Below are 15,776 nucleotides of genomic sequence, written 5' to 3'. Positions count from 1 at the left end.
ATCCGCAGACGGCTGGAGGAAGAAAAAATCCCCTGCCCCACATGGTGGAACCGGGAACGGGGGCTTCGCAATACCCGCACCAAATGGGAAAAGAAAGACCCGGAAAACGGGCGGTATATGTGGGACTTCTCCGTTATCAAAGACCTTTTGATGAATCCCGTCTACACCGGGGCGATTGCTTCCCAGAAAAAGGACTACCGTTTCAAAATCGGCACGATTGGGGAAAAGAAGCCGGAGGACTGGATTGTGGTGGAGGGACAGCATGAACCGCTGATTGACCGCATGAGCTTTGACATTGTGCAGAACAAGCTGAAATCCCGCCAGCGTCCGGGGCAGACCAATGAAATCAGCCTGTTTGCCGGACTGATAAAATGCGGCGAGTGTGGGAAGTCGCTGACGATACGCTACACAAACGAAAAACATCCCCAGCAGATTTATTCCTGCAAGACCTACAATGCCTTTGGAAAGAACCACTGCACCCAGCACCGGATTGACTATGACACCCTTTACAGCCATGTGCTGCGGAAAATCCGGGAATGTGCCAGAGCTGCCCTGATGGACGGGGAAGCGGTTGCCGACCGCCTGACCAATACCTGTGAAGCCGAGCAGCGGGAACAGCGGGAAGCAATGGAACGCTCCCTTACAAGGGATGAGGAACGGATTGAGGTTCTGGACAAAATGGTAATGCGGCTTTATGAGGATATGATTGCAGGGCGTATCAGTGAGCAGAACTTCAACACCATGCTGGAAAAGACACAGACCGAGCAGACGGAGCTTAAAACAAAGGTGTCCGAGGGCAGAAAGCGGCTGTCTGATGAAGTCCAGCTTGCCAATGACGCAAAACAATGGGTGGAAGCCATTCAGGAATACGCCAACATCACAGAGCTGGACGCAGCCACCCTTAACCGCTTAATCAAAGAAATCGTCGTGCATGAGCGCATTGACGAAGATAAAACAAGACACATTTCTATCGAAATTCATTTTAATCTCAAACCCATCCCGGAGGTGGAACAGGTCACTGCCTGACCTGTCCTACCGGGACGGTTCTCTTAAAAACACCATATAGATTTTTTGTACGCCGCCGCCCGCCATCGAGCAGAGTTTTTACACCTAATTGGGGATAAAACAGCTCATGGCGGGCGGCGGCATCATCGTGCTGGGCACGACCCTGATCCCTCTGCTGTCTACCCTGTTTTAAGGGTAGCTGCCGATGGGTATTCTCACCGAATGGATCACGGAATGGCTCAAAGGGCTTTTGATCGAGGGCATCATGGGGAACCTCGAGGGGCTGTTTGACACGGTGAATACCCGCGTCGGGGAAATATCCGTACAGGTGGGGACTACCCCGGCGGCATGGAACGCCGGAGTGTTCTCCCTGATACGGCAGCTTTCCGAAACGGTGATATTGCCGATTGCCGGATTGATCCTGACCTTTGTTGCCACCTATGAGCTGATCCAGATGATACTGGAAAAGAACAATATGCACGAGTTCGACGTGGCGAATATCTACAAATGGGTATTCAAAACCACTTGTGCCATCCTGATCCTGTCCAACACGTTCAATATCGTCATGGCAGTCTTTGACGTGTCCCAAAGCGTGATCGCAAGCGCGGCGGGCATCGTCACAGGCGCAACTGACATCACGCCGGATATGCTGGCTGATCTGGAAATGACCCTTGAAACAATGGAGCTTGGCTCCCTGCTGGGCCTGTTCCTGCAATCGTTCCTCATTAAGTTTACCATGCTGGCGCTGAACATTTTTATTTTCGTGATCGTCTATGGCCGCATGATCGAGATATATCTGCTGACCAGTTTAGCCCCCATCCCCGTGGCGACGCTCTCCAACCGGGAACTTGGCGCGATGGGCCAGAATTATCTGCGCTCCCTGTTTGCCGTGGGCTTTCAGGGTATGCTGATCCTTGTCTGCGTGGCGATCTATGCGGTGCTCATTCAGGGGATCGCCACAAGCGGAGATCCTATCGGGGCGATTTGGGGCTGTATCGGCTATACGGTGCTTCTGTGCTTCATGCTGATGAAAACCGGGACGATCTCCAAAAGCATCTTCAGCGCCCATTGAGAAAGGAAAGGTGATCTTATCGCTGATACCGCCGCTTCTGGTCACGGTGGCCAGAGGCCGATCCCGGAGGGGTTGCACCTCTCCGACGGCATTGAGGGCTTGCGCTCCCTGCCAAAGCATAGCGTGGATATGTTGCTGACCGATCCGCCCTACGGCACGACCCGGAACTTTTGGGATGTGCCGCTGCCGCTCCCAGAGCTGTGGAAGGCGGTGAAATGGGCCGTCAAGCCGGAGGGCGCGGTGCTGTTTTTCGCACAATGCCCCTATGACAAGGTGCTGGGCGCGTCCAACCTCGCCATGCTCCGCTATGAGTGGGTATGGTACAAAAGCCGCTGCACGGGTTTTCTCAATGCCCGCCGCGCTCCGCTGAAAAAGACGGAGAACATTCTGGTGTTCTACCAGAAGTCCCCGGCCTATTTCCCGCAGTTTGAACAGGGCAAGCCGTACAAGAAAATCCACCGTTGCAGCGGGAACAGCCCCAACTACGGAAAGTTTGAACGCACCAGCGGCGAGTCCGATGGGCGGCGCTTTCCGGGGAACGTGCTGGCGTTCCCCACGGTGACAACCACCGCGCATCCCACGCAGAAGCCCGTGGCCCTGTGCGAGTACCTGATCCGCACCTACACACGCCCCGGCGAGGTGGTGGCGGACGTCTGCGCTGGCTCCGGCACAACTGCCGTAGCCGCGCTGAACACAGGCCGCCGCTTCGTCTGCTTTGAAACCGCCCCGGCCTTTTACGGCCCCGCCACGGAGCGCATCCGGCGGGCGCGGGAGGCTGTGGTATCTGGCGGGAAAGGAGAATGATGACAGGAACCTACGAAATTATTTACGCCGATCCCCCGTGGCGCTACTCCGCAAAGAAAGTGCAGGGGGCGGCAGAAAACCATTACCCCACCATGAGCATTGATGAATTGTGCGCGCTGCCTGTGGCCGAGCTTGCGGCCAAGGACAGCGCCCTTTTCATGTGGGCCACGTTCCCACAGCTCCCGGAGGCCCTGCGGCTCATCCGTGCGTGGGGCTTCACCTATAAAAGCGTCGCTTTTGTCTGGCTCAAAAAGAACAAAAAGGCGGATAGCTGGTTTTATGGGCTGGGCTTCTGGACGAGGGCCAACGCCGAGGTCTGCCTGCTGGCGACCAAGGGACACCCCAAGCGGCAGGCCGCCGATATTCACCAATTTATCATTTCCCCCATCGAGGCCCACAGCAAAAAGCCGGACGAAACGCGGGACAAGATCGTTGCCCTCATGGGCGACAGGCCCCGCGTGGAGCTGTTCGCACGGCAGACCCCTCCCGGCTGGGACGTGTGGGGCAACGAGGTGGAGCCGACAGCGGGCCTCTGGTCACGGTGGCCAGAAGATAGCGGAAAGGAGGATGTTTCTTGCCCTATGTGAATGTTCCCAACGATCTTTCCAAGATCAAGACGAAAATTGCCTTTAACCTTACCCGCCGCCAGCTTATCTGCTTCGGCGGCGCGGCTGCCGTGGGTATCCCCGTGTATCTGCTGACCCGTCACGCGCTGGGCGGCACCGGGGCGATGTTCCTGATGATCGCGCTCATGCTCCCGGCCTTTTTCATGGCGATGTATGAGCGTGATGGCCTGCCCTTTGAAAAGGTGGCCCGGAATATCATCCGGGCCAAGTTCCTGCGGCCCGGTGTGAGGCCCTATCAGACGCAGAATATCTACGCCCCGTTTGCGGGAAAGGAGGTCACACTTGATCAAAAGCCCCAAGAAGTCAAAAAGCCTGACGCGGGCCGGTAATCGTCCGGCGACCATATCGGCCCAGCAGACCATTCCCTATGTGCGGATGCTGCCGGACGGCATTTGTCAGCTCCCCGGCGGTGTCTACACAAAAACGCTGGAATATGAGGACATCAACTATTCCGTTGCGTCCGCCGAGGATCAGACGGCCATTTTCGGCGGCTGGAGTTCGTGGCTGAATTATTTTGACAGTTCGCTGCCGTTCCAGCTTTCCTTTGTCAACCGCCGCAGCCGCTCCGGGAGCCGCTACAAGGTGAATATCTCCGAGGCGGATGACCGCTTCAACAGCGTCCGCACGGAATACACGGGGATGCTGAAAAACCAGATCGCCAAAAGCAACAACGGTATCGAACGGGCCAAGTACGTCACCTTTTGCATCCCCGCTGAAAATGTGGCCGCCGCCCGTCCCCGTCTGGAACGTGTGGAGGCGGACGTGATCGGCAACTTTAAGCGGCTGGGGGTACAGAGCCAGCCCCTTGACGGGCGGGAGCGTCTGGCCCTGCTGCATGGCCAGCTTCACCCCGGCAGCCGGGAGCCGTTCCGCTTCAAGTGGGCGGACATCGCCCATACAGGCATGGGGACGAAAGACTTTATCGTGCCGGACAGCTTTGACTTCCGGCAGAGCCGCTCGTTCCGCGTGGGCCAGACATGGGGCGCGGCGTCCTACTTGCAGATCATGGCGTCGGAGCTGTCGGACAAGCTGCTATTGGAGATTTTGGAGCTGGACGCCGAGCTGACCGTTACCATGCACATTCAGACGGTGGATCAGGTCAAGGCCATTAAAACGGTCAAGGGTAAAATCTCCGACATCGACAAGATGAAAGTGGAGGAGCAGCGCAAGGCTACCCGCGCCGGATATGACCCTGACATTCTCCCGCCCGATCTCGTCACCTTTTCCAAGGATGCCGCCGAGCTGCTCTCCGACCTGCAAAGCCGCAACGAGCGAATGTTCCTCTTGACGTTCCTGATCGTCAACACCGCCCCCACGCGGGAGCGGCTGGAAAACGACATTTTCACCGTGAACGGCATCGCGCAGAAATATAACTGCGCCGTCAAGCGGCTGGACTGGCAGCAGGAGCAGGGCTATATGTCCTCGCTGGCCCTCGGCTACAACGGCATTGAAATTCAGCGCGGCATGACCACCAGCTCCACGGCCATCTTCGTCCCCTTTATGACGCGGGAGCTTCGTATGGATGGCCCGTCCCTCTACTACGGCATGAACGCCCTGTCCCATAACGTCATCATGGCTGACCGCAAAAAGCTGAAATCCGCCAACGGCCTTTACCTCGGCTCCACGGGCAGCGGCAAGAGCTTTGCCGCCAAGCGCGAGTTGTTGAACGTCTTTCTTGCCATTCCGCAGGATCGCATCATCGTGGTAGACCCGATGGGCGAATATGCCCCGCTGGTGGAACGGCTGGGCGGTCAGGTCATCGAGATCGCGCCGGACAGCCCCAACCACATTTCCCCGATGGATGTTCAGATGGACATGGGCAGTGGGGACAGTCCCCTGTCCCTGAAAGCGGATTTTCTGCTGTCGCTGTGTGAGCTGGTGGTGGGAGGCCGGGATGGTTTGCAGCCCATCGAGAAAACCGTCATTGACCGCTGTGTGCGTCAGGTGTACCGGGAAATGGCGCTGGGGCTGGAAACGGCCAAAACGCCGCTGCTCCAAGATTTGTATGAGGAGCTGCTGCGCCAGCCGGAGCCGGAGGCCAAGCGGATCGCAACGGCGCTGGAGCTTTACTGCACGGGCTCCCTCAATCTCTTTAACCATCCTACCAACGTCAACCTCAATTCCCGCGTGGTGTGCTTTGTGCTGAAAGGTATGGGCGAAAACCTCCGCAAGATTGCCATGCACATCACCAACGATTTTGTCACTTCTGCGGTGGGAACCAACTTCAAAAACGGCGTGGCGACATGGTGCTATTTTGATGAGTTCCATATTCTGCTCCGTGACCCGCTGACCGCCAGCTACTTTGTGACCGTCTGGAAAATGCTTCGCAAACAGGGCTGCGTCCCCTCGGCCCTGACGCAGAACGTGAAAGACCTGCTGGCCAGCCGGGAGATCGAGAACATTCTGGACAACACGGATTTTATGATCCTGCTGTCGCAGGCGCAGAGTGACCGCGCCATTCTTGCCAAGCAGATCGGTATTTCGGAGCACCAGCTATCGTATATCACGCAGTCCAACTCCGGCGAGGGCCTGCTGTTCTATGGCAGCGTCACCATCCCGTTTGTTGACCGTTTTCCCCGTGGCGAGATCTACGACCTGCTGACCACCAAGCCGGAGGACGCCGCCAATGGAAAACAGACAGAATAAGCCGCCCGAGGGCGAGGCTGCTTCTGGTCACGGTGGCCAGAAGTTCCATACCGACAGCGAACAGGCCAAGCTCCACAAGTCCAAGCTCCGCATGGAGAGCCGGGAGGAACGGCTGAACAAGGCCCGCGAAAGGCTGGCAAACCAGAAGCCGCCGAAAAAGCCCGGCCCCATCAAGCGGATCGCCCGGATTGCCGGACACGAAACCCACGCTTTTCTGCATGGAAAGGTGTATCAGGAGGAACACGACAATGTAGGCGTGGAGGGCGGCCATTTTGTGGAGCGTTCCGGCGAGGCTGCGCTGCACTATGGGCGGCACAAGGTACGCAGGGCCATCCGGGAGCACCCGGCCAAGGCTGCCGCCCGTGCGGAGTCCCGGTACATCAAGGCCACGGCGGACTACCATTCCCGCAAGTTTGCACAGGAGCAGCCGGAGGCGCAGAGCGCCGCCGCCCGGTTATGGCATCGCCACAAGCTGAAACGGGAGTACCAGCGCAAGGCGCGGGAAACCGCCAAGCAGACCGCCAAGGCCGCCGAACAAACCGCGTCGGCCATGGAGCGGTTTGTCCGGGAAGCGGCAGCGTTCGTCAAGCGGCATCCCGTGGGAACGCTGCTTGCACTGGGCTGTCTGCTGGTGGTGCTGACCCTGCAATCGTGTATGTCCTCGATGGTTTCCGTGGGAAACAGCACCCTTGCGGCCATCGCCGCCAGCACCTATAAGGCAGAGGACGCGGATATGCTGGGGGCCGAGGCTGCCTATTGTGCGCTGGAGGACGAGCTGCAACACTACCTCGACACCTACACCAGCGCCCACGATTATGATGAATACCATTTTGACCTCGACACCATTGAGCATGATCCCTATGTGCTGATCTCTATGATCTCCGCGCTCCATGAGGGCGCGTGGACGCTGGACGAGGTACGCGGGACGCTGCAAGACCTCTTTGACCGTCAGTACATTTTGACCGAGGATGTGGTTGTCGAGGTGCGCTACCGCACGGTCACAAGGACGGACAGCGAGGGCAACGATTACGATGTGGAGGTGCCGTACAACTATTACATCTGCTATGTCACGCTGGAAAACTTCAATCTCTCACACGTCCCGGTTTACATGATGTCCGAGGAGCAGCTTTCCATGTACGCCCTATATATGTCCACACTGGGAAACCGTCTCGATCTGTTTCCCTCGTCCGGCTATATCGGGAAATACATCACCAGCCGCCCGCCGGAGCATGAAGTCCCGGAGTCCTATCTGGATGATGAAACCTTTGCCGCCATTCTGAAAGAGGCGGAAAAATATCTCGGTTTTCCCTATGTGTGGGGCGGCAGCAGCCCATCCACGTCCTTTGACTGCTCCGGCTTCGTCAGCTACGTCTACAATCAATGCGGCTGGAGCTTCGGACGGCTGGGGGCACAGGGGCTGTATAACATCTGCTCCCGGACGAGCAGCCCCCGGCCCGGTGATCTGGTGTTCTTTGTCGGCACCTATGACACAGCGGGCATTTCTCATGTGGGCATCTATGTGGGCGACGGCTGGATGCTCCATTGTGGCGACCCCATCAGCTATGCCAACCTCAACAGCAGCTATTGGCAGTCCCATCTTTACGCCTACGGGCGACTACCGTAAAGGAGGTTTTTTGATATGGCAATTACGAAAAGCGCAAAGATCGAGGCCGAGATTGAAAAGGTCAAGGCCAAAATTGCCGAGCAACAGGCACGGCTTAAGGAACTGGAGCAGAAGAAGCTGGAGGCGGAAAACAGCGAGATCGTGGAGATCGTGCGCGGCATGAGTATCTCCCTTGCCGATCTGCCGCTGGTGCTCCAGCAGCTCCGGGGTGGCGCTTCTGGTCACAGTGGCCAGAAGCCGACAGAACAGGCGGAGGTGACGGAATGAAAAAACTGCGGCTTTTGCTGATAACGCTTTGTGTGACCGCCCTCATGGGCAGTATGGCGGTTACGGCCTACGCCGGAGGCGGCGAGGAATGGGACGGCCTTGCCCCGGTGGAGCCGCTGCCCGCCGAAACCGTTGACCCCGGCGAGGGCTTTACCGAGGACGGCAACCTTGTGACCCGTGACCTGCTCTACGATGAGGCCACCAACAAGCAGTTCATCACGGTGCAGACCAGCGGCGGCAATACCTTTTACATCGTCATTGACTACGACAAGCCCACCGACGAGGACGGCGAGCAGTATCACACCTACTTTTTGAACATGGTGGACGAGGCTGACCTGCTGGCGGCGATGCAGGCGGCGGGCGGTGAGCTGCCGGAGTGTTCCTGTGCCGATAAATGCGCCGTTGGTGCTATCAACACGGATTGTACCGTCTGCGCGGTCAATCTGAGCGAGTGCCAGGGCAAGGCCCCGGAGCCTGCGCCTGTGGTAGAGCCGGAGCCTGCCCCCGAGCCGGAGCAGCCCAAGGCCACGGGCAGCGGCGGTATGCTTCTGCTGGCGCTGGCCGTGGTGGTCATTGGCGGCGGCGCTGGCTGGTACTTCAAAATCTACCGTCCCAAGAAGCAGCGGGCCGCTGAGTCCGAGGCTGACTACGGCGGCGAGTATGACGGCGCGGAGGATTATGACGAAACCGATTCCGAGGATGACGGGCCGCCGTGGGACGAGGACGGTGAGGAATGAGGTTTACCAACAGCCCCTATGAGGACTTTATGAAAGAAAAAAGCTACTTCAAGGGCGTCCTGCCCAACCTGCCGCCCAAAGGCTCCCGCTGTGACGGCTGCCCCTACTGGCACGGGATCGGCTGCGTGTTCTGCTACCGGGAGCAGCTTCGGTCAAAGACAGGGGGCAAACATGAGCCGTGAATTGACCCGGCAGGAAAAGGCGGCGATCCGCTCCCTTGTGAAGCGGTGGTGTGCCAACTATGACAAAGACGTTGGATGCCTGCCGCTGGATTGCGAGTGCTATATGCTGGGGAAATGCTGGACGGGCGCTTATTGCCGCTATTTCCGTTCTGCGGTGCTGCCCCTTGATCCGGTGCTGGAAAGGTCGCTGACCGTGGAGCGTATCACGGAAACCCGGCCTTGTCCGGTGTGCGGCAGGGCTTTTCTCCCGGACGGGCGGCAGCGGTATTGCTCCCCGGCCTGTGCCGGGGCTGCAAGGCGGCAGAAGCAGCGCGGCTATATGCGGAAATACCGGGGGTAGACCGTGAGCATTTGGCCCCGGAAAACACCCTTGATTGCAGGGCTTTCCGGGGCCGCTTCATGGGCGGGGTGTATGATTTCATAGCCCCGCCCGGTTTTGCAGAAATATTGCTAACATTTTGGAAAGGAGGTCGTATGGACAAAAACCAAGGCTATGAGATCATTCAGGCCGTCATGCTGGAAAATGGCAGGGGCTTTGCGCTGGGGCATAACCCAGCAGCCCCCTCGCCCTATGTCACATGGGCTTGCTATGACGACAAGAACGGCCAGCGGCAGTATGAATGGGGGCATTACGGCAGCGACCGTGCCGCTCTGGAACAGGACTTTGCGGCGCGGGTGCAGGAATACCAGCGCCTTTACAATGTCGATGTCAGGCAGGTCGAGGCTCCCGGCCTTTACAAGTATTACTCTACCCAGCGCCCTGTGGACATTGGGACATTCCCCAAGCCGCCCCGTAACGCCCCGGATGAGATCGTCAACTACGATCAGCGCGTCCCGGTTGAAAATGGATCATTTCTGGCGTGGGGGCATTTGACCTACACGCGGCCATTGACGAAACGGCAGGCGTCTGACTATGAGCTGCGGCCTGCGCCTGACAATCCCGACAGGCCCCGTTCGATCCGGGAACAGATGAAAACCGCCGCAAAGCAGGCCGAGGCTGACCGGGGCCAAGCTGCCCCAAAGAAAAATGCCCCTGACCGGGGCGACAGATAGGAGGACATTTATGGAGCAGGAACGCAATCCCAACAAGAACGCCGAGCTTTCTATGGAGCAGAACGGGAACATGATCGACGGCATCATCAACAATCTGCCTGCGCCGCCCCCGGCAGAAAAGCCGCTGGACAAGGTACGGGAACACCCGCCCAAGCGCCGCAGCCGGGAGCGTGAGGAGCGTTGACAAAGAAGCGCGTCCGCAGCGTCCCCATCTATGTGTGGGTACGGCCTGACGAGCTGGAGGTCATTCGGGAGCGCATGGCCGAGGCGGGTATCCGCAACATGAGCGCCTATATCCGAAAAATGGCGTTGGGCGGCTATGTGCTCCACGTTGACCTTGAACCCGTCAAGGAGCTTGTGTCGCTCCAGAGGCGCTGTGCAAACAATCTCAATCAGGCGGCTATCCATGCCAACAGCTACGGCGGCCTGTACCCGGACGAACTGAAACGGCTGCAAAAGGACTATGCCGACCTGTGGGGGCCGCTGTCTGATCTGCTGGCCCAGCTCTCCGCCATTGTAACGATGTGACACAGGGGGAACGGCCCCGCGCCGTTCCCCGGCTGTCCCTGCTTCTGGTCATTGTGACCAGAAGTGCGGAGGGCCGGGACATCCTTGAGTGCCGATTTTTTCAGAGTTATAATAGACATATACAGGAAAAAGGAGGAACCCCCTATGCGGATCATATTCAAAATTCTTGCCGCTCCCTTTGTGCTGGTGCTGACCCTGCTTGTGGCCGTGCTCTCGTTCCTGCTGAGTCTTTCCGCTGGTTTGCTCTCCATCCTCGCGTCGGTGCTGGGGCTGCTGAGTGTCCTGATGCTGTTTGTGGAGAAAGACATTTCCACAGGGATCGCGGGGCTTCTGATGGCGTTTGCCATTTCGCCCTTTGGCCTGCCTGCGCTGGCCGGATGGCTGCTTGCCAAGCTGGACGAGCTGAACGGCTCTCTGAGGGGCTTCATCACGGGCTGAGTTCTGGTCACGGTGGCCAGAAGATGCAGAAAACGGCGGCTGATCCCAGCCGCCGTTTGTCGTATGGAAAGGAGGGCTGCCTACGGCCACAACCTACCTCAAATCTCACAAGCGGGCCGATAAGCGGACGGCCCTGCAAAGCCTGAAAGACCGCTTTGACTATGGCCTGAACCCGGAGAAGCTGGGGGCCGTTTCCTCCTACCTCTGCGATCCGGCCACGGCACACGCCGAGTTCATGCTGGTCAAAAATCAGTATCAGGGCGAAACCGACCGCAGGGCCGGACACGGGGCGCTGTGCTACCAGATCCGGCAGGCGTTCCCTCACGGCGAGGTGACGGCGGAGGAGGCCAACCGCATCGGCTATGAAACGGCGATGCGCTGGACAAAGGGGAAGTATCAATTCTTCGTCTGTACCCATATAGATAAAGAGCATATTCATAATCACATCTACTACAATTCCACCGCCTATGACCGCTCCCGGAAGTTCCGCAACTTCATCGGCTCCTCGTTCGCCCTGCGGCGGCTGTCTGACCGGGTATGTCTGGAGCACGATCTGTCCGTGATCGTAAATCCCAAGCTCCACAGCAAGGGGCGGTATCTGCACTACGGTCAATGGCTGGGGGACAATCAAAAGCTCTCACAGAAAGAACAGATCCGCCTTGCCATTGACGCGGCCCTGACGGAGCGCCCCAAGGACTTTGCAGACTTTCTCCGGCGCATGGAAACGGCAGGCATACAGGTCAAGCACGGGCGCAGCGGCGTGATCTCATTCCTTGTGCCAGGACAACAGCGGGCGGCCCGTTTCCGGGCGGCCACGCTGGGGGACGGCTACGGCCCCGAGGACGTGCAGGCCGTCATTGACGGCAAGGCTCCCACACGAACAGCCCCGGTGCGAAGAGCGCCCGCGCCCCGCCGTGTTAATCTTCTGATCGACATTCAGGAGCGGATGCGTCAGGGCAAAGGCCCCGCCTATGAACGCTGGGCCAAGGTGTATAACCTTAAACAAATGGCGGCTGCGCTGCAATATCTGAAAGAGCACCAGCTATTTGAATATGACGATCTGGCTGCAAAGACCGATGCCGCCACAGAGCGTTTTCACACGCTGGCCGGGGACATTCAGCAGACCGAGGCCGAACTTTCCCATGTGTCCGATCTGATGGCCGCCGTGGTGCAGTACGCCAAGACCCGCCCCGCGTTCGATGGGTACAAGGCCGCCAAGTACAGCCGGAAATACCTTGCCGAGCACGAGGCGGAACTGGCCGACTACCGGGCAGCCAAGGCGACAATGGCCGAGCTGCTGGGTGGCGAGAAGCTCCCCAAAATGGACGTACTAAAAGAAAAACGCCGCCAACTGGCAGCGCGGAAAAAGGCTCTTTATTTGGAATACCGCAAGGCCCAGCAGGATATGCGGGAGCTGGTGGCGGTTAAGGGCAGCGTGGATCACCTGCACGGGCTGACGGACAACCAGCGCAATAAGGAGCAGGCCCGTTAGGGACGGCGACGCAGACAATGTTTCTTCTGGTCACGGTGGCCAGAAGTCCAGCGGGTTTGGGGGCACCCCAACAAGCATTTCCGCAGCGCGGAAATTGCAAGTGTCAATACACTTGCCTTGCTTGCCGCTAACGCGCTCCCCCGGAACCCTCGCGAAAAACGGAGGCAGCGCCGTTTCTTACGCTTCCTCCGTTCCACGGTTTTCTATGATTGCATTGATAATACCCTCGACGAGCCGCAGCTCGCTTTCATTGAGGGAATTAAGCTGAATGTTGATACGCTTCTTTGCGGCTTCATCGGCTCCCATGTCGGGATAAAAGTATTCGTCCACGGAGATACCGAACATTGTTACCATTTGGAAAAAGGCGTTTAGGCTCGGATGCTGTCCGTCATTTTCGTGATACATAATGGTACGCGGATCGCGGTCAACAATGTATCCTAATTGCTCCTGCGTCATGCCTTCACGCTCACGGGCTTTCTTGATAGCAAGTCCGATCCCGTGAAAGTCAAATTTGCGTTCGTCACGTTCAATTTTCATAGCATCACCACCTAATGTAATTTTACATTTCATGTGGCAACATTTGAACGGCGTAAAATTTCATTTCACTGCATATTTAATTTCATGCTAAGAGAATTGATGACGCTGAAAATGTGATGTAAAATGTACTTATAATTAAATTTGTCCCGAAGATCAGAAGTTGGTATCTAAAATAAAATCAGAAATATTGTGAGGTTTCTGTGACATTTGGGTGCTACACTGAAAATAAAGGAGTGTGATACCATGCGAATTTTAGTAGTCGAGGATGATCGACTTTTGAATCATACTTTATGCTATAACTTGAATACTGCGGGCTATACGGTTGATTCTGCACTGACAAAATCAGTGGCCGGTAGTTTCTTGACGAAGCAGGACTATGACCTGATTGTGCTGGATGTAAATTTGCCGGACGGGAACGGTTTTGACTTCTGCCGGGAGGTAAAAGAGCGCCGCCCTGATACCGCTATTATCTTTCTGACCGCAAATGATATGGAAAGCGATATGCTCAAAGGGTATGAACTGGGCGCAGAGGATTATGTGACAAAACCTTTCCCTATGAGCGTCTTTCAAAAGAAACTGGCGGTGGTGCTGGGGCGGCTGACAAAACAATATGGTGGTGATACTTATGAGGATGGCACACTGACCATCAATTTTTCAGAGATGAGTGCTGCCCTGTCAGGAAAGCCACTTACATTCACCCCACTGGAATATCGACTTTTGAAAATCCTGATGAAAAATCCACAGATCGTTTTGACGCGGCAAGTCTTGTTGGAAAAACTGTGGGACGCAGACGGAAATTTTGTGGATGAACACGCTCTGACTGCGGCTATCAGCCGGGTACGAAACAAAATCGAAACACTCGACCGTCAGTACATCAAAACGGTATATGGTATGGGCTATATGTGGATCGGAGGGGCGCTGAAATGAATGTTCGAAAACTTTCCGTCAACAAAGCCTGTATCTTTTTAGCTGTTCTCCTGCTGGCGGCAATGGTGACGGTTTCAGTGGCTTTATATGCGTTGACCCAAGATATAACCGCTGTTTGGTATGTACTATTGTTCGGCATCTTTGTGCTGTTTTGTTCTATTTGTTTTATGGTGCTGGTTCACCGCAAATTGGCGATGTTCTCCGATGCTTTTTGCAGTTTGATGGATGATATGTTGTCCGGGAATATGCAGCCGAAACAGACTGTGGAAGAAGAAAGTCTTTTCTATAAAATTGAATATCGGTTGAACCGTTTGTATGAAGTCATGCAGGAAAACAAGAACAGCATTGCACAAGAGCGGGCTGACTTGCAAGAACTTATTTCTGATATTTCCCATCAGGTCAAGACCCCGATTGCGAACTTGAAAGTGATTAACAGCACCCTGCTTGAAAATGAAGTCCCGGTGCAAAAGCAAAAAGAGTTTCTTACAGCACAGGCCACCCAACTTGATAAACTGGATTTTCTCATGCAGGCTATGATTAAAACCTCGCGTCTGGAAACAGGTGTCATTTCTCTGGAAAAGAAAAGCCAGCCGCTTTATGACACGCTTGCCGCCGCATTGGGAGGTATCCTTCTGAACGCCGAGAAAAAACAGATCAATGTTCAAGTGGACTGCCCGGAGAGCTTGATCGTTTCTCATGACAGAAAATGGACAGGTGAAGCGCTGTTCAACATTTTGGATAATGCGGTGAAATATACGCCGGAGGGCGGTCAAATCCGGATTTCGGTTGAAAGTTGGGAAATGTATGTGAAAATTGACATTACTGATACAGGCATTGGCATCTCAGAACAGCATCAGGGGGCAATTTTCAAGCGGTTCTATCGGGAGGACATCGTACATGATGTAGATGGAATTGGTATTGGTCTATATCTGGCTCGTGAGATCGTAACCTTGCAAGGCGGTTATATCCGGGTAACATCCGAGGTTGGGAGGGGTTCAACTTTTTCCGTCTTTCTGCCTCGACAATAAAATAAGTACGCTAAAAAACAAAATGTCACAGGCCTATGACATTTGAGATTTAATTAAACAGAGGTATTTTGTTTCCCGTGACATTTCTGTGAGGTTTACCTTTTATGATAGAGCCATCAAAAAGAAAGGGTGGTGTTCTATATGAACATATTACAAACGACAGATTTGAAGAAATACTACGGCACCGAACCGAACATTACAAAAGCATTGGATGGCGTGACCCTATCCATTGAGGAAGGTGAATTTGTTGCCATTGTTGGTACTTCCGGCAGCGGTAAGTCTACTTTGCTGAACATGATGGGCGGGTTAGATACGCCAACTTCCGGCAGTATTAAAGTAAAAGGGAAAGAATTATCGAAACTCAAGGATGAACAGCTTACCATCTTCCGCAGACGTAACATCGGGTTTATCTTTCAGAATTACAATCTTGTTCCTGTGCTAAATGTCTATGAAAATATTGTCCTGCCGGTGGAGCTGGATGGTGATACCGTGGACAAGCGGTTTATGGATGAAGTCGTGAAAATGTTGGCTCTCGATGGGAAGCTGAACAGTATGCCTAACAATCTGTCCGGCGGCCAGCAGCAGCGTGTAGCGATTGCCCGCGCCCTTGTTTCCAAACCAGCTATTATACTTGCAGATGAACCGACAGGCAATTTGGATAGCCGGACAAGTAGTGATGTTCTTGGTTTGCTGAAAGTTACAAGTCAGAAGTTCCATCAAACGCTTGTAATGATTACCCATAACAATGAAATTGCCCAGCTTGCCGACCGAATTATCCGTATTGAGGACGGAAAAATCGCACAGTGACAG

Annotated in this window: 20 protein-coding genes and 1 pseudogene; 20 read left to right on the top strand and 1 reads right to left on the bottom strand. The window is 55.6% G+C overall.

Annotation, left to right across the window (positions count from 1 at the left end; all coding sequences use genetic code 11):
• The 17 genes and pseudogenes from WMO37_RS13260 to WMO37_RS13180 form a co-directional block, all read left to right on the top strand.
• On the top strand, positions 1-1,026 hold a 1,026-nt coding region (locus WMO37_RS13260), incomplete at its 5' end, for a recombinase zinc beta ribbon domain-containing protein (RefSeq protein WP_349155237.1).
• Between the two features lie 91 nt (positions 1,027-1,117).
• A pseudogene (locus tag WMO37_RS13255) lies at positions 1,118-1,198 on the top strand (Maff2 family mobile element protein); the annotation flags it as partial.
• Between the two features lie 12 nt (positions 1,199-1,210).
• The gene (locus WMO37_RS13250; protein ID WP_349155236.1) at positions 1,211-2,077 is read left to right on the top strand and encodes a VirB6/TrbL-like conjugal transfer protein, CD1112 family; all 867 of its coding nucleotides are present in this window, start codon (positions 1,211-1,213) and stop codon (positions 2,075-2,077) included.
• An 18-nt stretch (positions 2,078-2,095) separates the two neighbouring features.
• On the top strand, positions 2,096-2,881 hold the full coding sequence (locus tag WMO37_RS13245) for a DNA-methyltransferase (RefSeq protein ID WP_436970292.1): 786 nt from the start codon (positions 2,096-2,098) through the stop codon (positions 2,879-2,881).
• Positions 2,878-3,468, top strand: coding sequence for an MT-A70 family methyltransferase (locus tag WMO37_RS13240; RefSeq protein WP_055060868.1), 591 nt, complete (start codon positions 2,878-2,880; stop codon positions 3,466-3,468). The genes WMO37_RS13245 and WMO37_RS13240 overlap by 4 nt, the downstream gene beginning before the upstream one ends.
• On the top strand, positions 3,456-3,836 hold the full coding sequence (locus WMO37_RS13235) for a PrgI family protein (RefSeq protein WP_059085524.1): 381 nt from the start codon (positions 3,456-3,458) through the stop codon (positions 3,834-3,836). The genes WMO37_RS13240 and WMO37_RS13235 overlap by 13 nt, the downstream gene beginning before the upstream one ends.
• A complete protein-coding gene (locus WMO37_RS13230; protein ID WP_349155239.1) occupies positions 3,820-6,153 on the top strand; it encodes a VirB4-like conjugal transfer ATPase, CD1110 family in 2,334 nt (777 codons plus the stop codon). The genes WMO37_RS13235 and WMO37_RS13230 overlap by 17 nt, the downstream gene beginning before the upstream one ends.
• Positions 6,134-7,777, top strand: a complete 1,644-nt coding sequence (locus WMO37_RS13225) for a CD1108 family mobile element protein (RefSeq protein WP_349155234.1) — start codon at positions 6,134-6,136, stop codon at positions 7,775-7,777. Before WMO37_RS13230 ends, WMO37_RS13225 begins: the two co-directional genes overlap by 20 nt.
• Positions 7,778-7,792: 15 nt before the next feature.
• Positions 7,793-8,044 carry a DUF4315 family protein gene (locus tag WMO37_RS13220; protein WP_021888762.1) on the top strand — a complete coding sequence of 84 codons (252 nt, stop codon included), beginning with the start codon at positions 7,793-7,795 and terminating at the stop codon, positions 8,042-8,044.
• Positions 8,041-8,781, top strand: coding sequence for a DUF4366 domain-containing protein (locus WMO37_RS13215; protein ID WP_059085526.1), 741 nt, complete (start codon positions 8,041-8,043; stop codon positions 8,779-8,781). The genes WMO37_RS13220 and WMO37_RS13215 overlap by 4 nt, the downstream gene beginning before the upstream one ends.
• Positions 8,782-8,810: 29 nt before the next feature.
• On the top strand, positions 8,811-8,963 hold the full coding sequence (locus tag WMO37_RS13210; RefSeq protein ID WP_330383236.1) for a hypothetical protein: 153 nt from the start codon (positions 8,811-8,813) through the stop codon (positions 8,961-8,963).
• A complete protein-coding gene (locus tag WMO37_RS13205) occupies positions 8,953-9,303 on the top strand; it encodes a cysteine-rich VLP domain-containing protein (RefSeq protein ID WP_059085528.1) in 351 nt (116 codons plus the stop codon). Before WMO37_RS13210 ends, WMO37_RS13205 begins: the two co-directional genes overlap by 11 nt.
• Positions 9,304-9,437: 134 nt before the next feature.
• Positions 9,438-10,016, top strand: coding sequence for a defense against restriction DarA-related protein (locus WMO37_RS13200; RefSeq protein WP_059085529.1), 579 nt, complete (start codon positions 9,438-9,440; stop codon positions 10,014-10,016).
• A gap of 10 nt (positions 10,017-10,026) precedes the next feature.
• Positions 10,027-10,200 (top strand): DUF4316 domain-containing protein, encoded by a 174-nt coding sequence (locus WMO37_RS13195; protein ID WP_110925747.1) that lies wholly within the window; start codon positions 10,027-10,029, stop codon positions 10,198-10,200.
• Complete coding sequence (locus WMO37_RS13190; RefSeq protein ID WP_021887816.1) at positions 10,197-10,544, top strand: plasmid mobilization protein; 348 nt, start codon at positions 10,197-10,199, stop codon at positions 10,542-10,544. The genes WMO37_RS13195 and WMO37_RS13190 overlap by 4 nt, the downstream gene beginning before the upstream one ends.
• Positions 10,545-10,688: 144 nt before the next feature.
• A complete protein-coding gene (locus tag WMO37_RS13185; protein ID WP_059085530.1) occupies positions 10,689-10,982 on the top strand; it encodes a CD1845 family protein in 294 nt (97 codons plus the stop codon).
• Positions 10,983-11,124: 142 nt separating this feature from the next.
• Positions 11,125-12,474, top strand: a complete 1,350-nt coding sequence (locus WMO37_RS13180; RefSeq protein ID WP_349155238.1) for a relaxase/mobilization nuclease domain-containing protein — start codon at positions 11,125-11,127, stop codon at positions 12,472-12,474.
• 177 nt (positions 12,475-12,651) lie between these two features.
• Here WMO37_RS13180 and WMO37_RS13175 read toward each other — a convergent pair whose 3' ends face one another.
• On the bottom strand, positions 12,652-13,011 hold the full coding sequence (locus WMO37_RS13175) for a helix-turn-helix transcriptional regulator (RefSeq protein ID WP_155131844.1): 360 nt from the start codon (positions 13,009-13,011) through the stop codon (positions 12,652-12,654).
• A 243-nt stretch (positions 13,012-13,254) separates the two neighbouring features.
• Between WMO37_RS13175 and WMO37_RS13170 the strand changes: the two genes are divergently transcribed.
• From WMO37_RS13170 to WMO37_RS13160, 3 genes are all read left to right on the top strand, one after another.
• The gene (locus tag WMO37_RS13170; protein WP_059085533.1) at positions 13,255-13,938 is read left to right on the top strand and encodes a response regulator transcription factor; all 684 of its coding nucleotides are present in this window, start codon (positions 13,255-13,257) and stop codon (positions 13,936-13,938) included.
• The gene (locus WMO37_RS13165; RefSeq protein WP_059085534.1) at positions 13,935-14,966 is read left to right on the top strand and encodes a sensor histidine kinase; all 1,032 of its coding nucleotides are present in this window, start codon (positions 13,935-13,937) and stop codon (positions 14,964-14,966) included. Before WMO37_RS13170 ends, WMO37_RS13165 begins: the two co-directional genes overlap by 4 nt.
• A 141-nt stretch (positions 14,967-15,107) precedes the next feature.
• A complete protein-coding gene (locus tag WMO37_RS13160) occupies positions 15,108-15,773 on the top strand; it encodes an ABC transporter ATP-binding protein (protein ID WP_005335790.1) in 666 nt (221 codons plus the stop codon).
• Positions 15,774-15,776: the final 3 nt, after the last annotated feature.

Origin of the sequence: Lachnospira intestinalis (genome assembly GCF_040095895.1) — a bacterium.
Classification (GTDB): Bacteria; Bacillota; Clostridia; order Lachnospirales; family Lachnospiraceae; genus Lachnospira; species Lachnospira intestinalis.
This window is presented reverse-complemented; position numbering and strand designations above follow the sequence as displayed.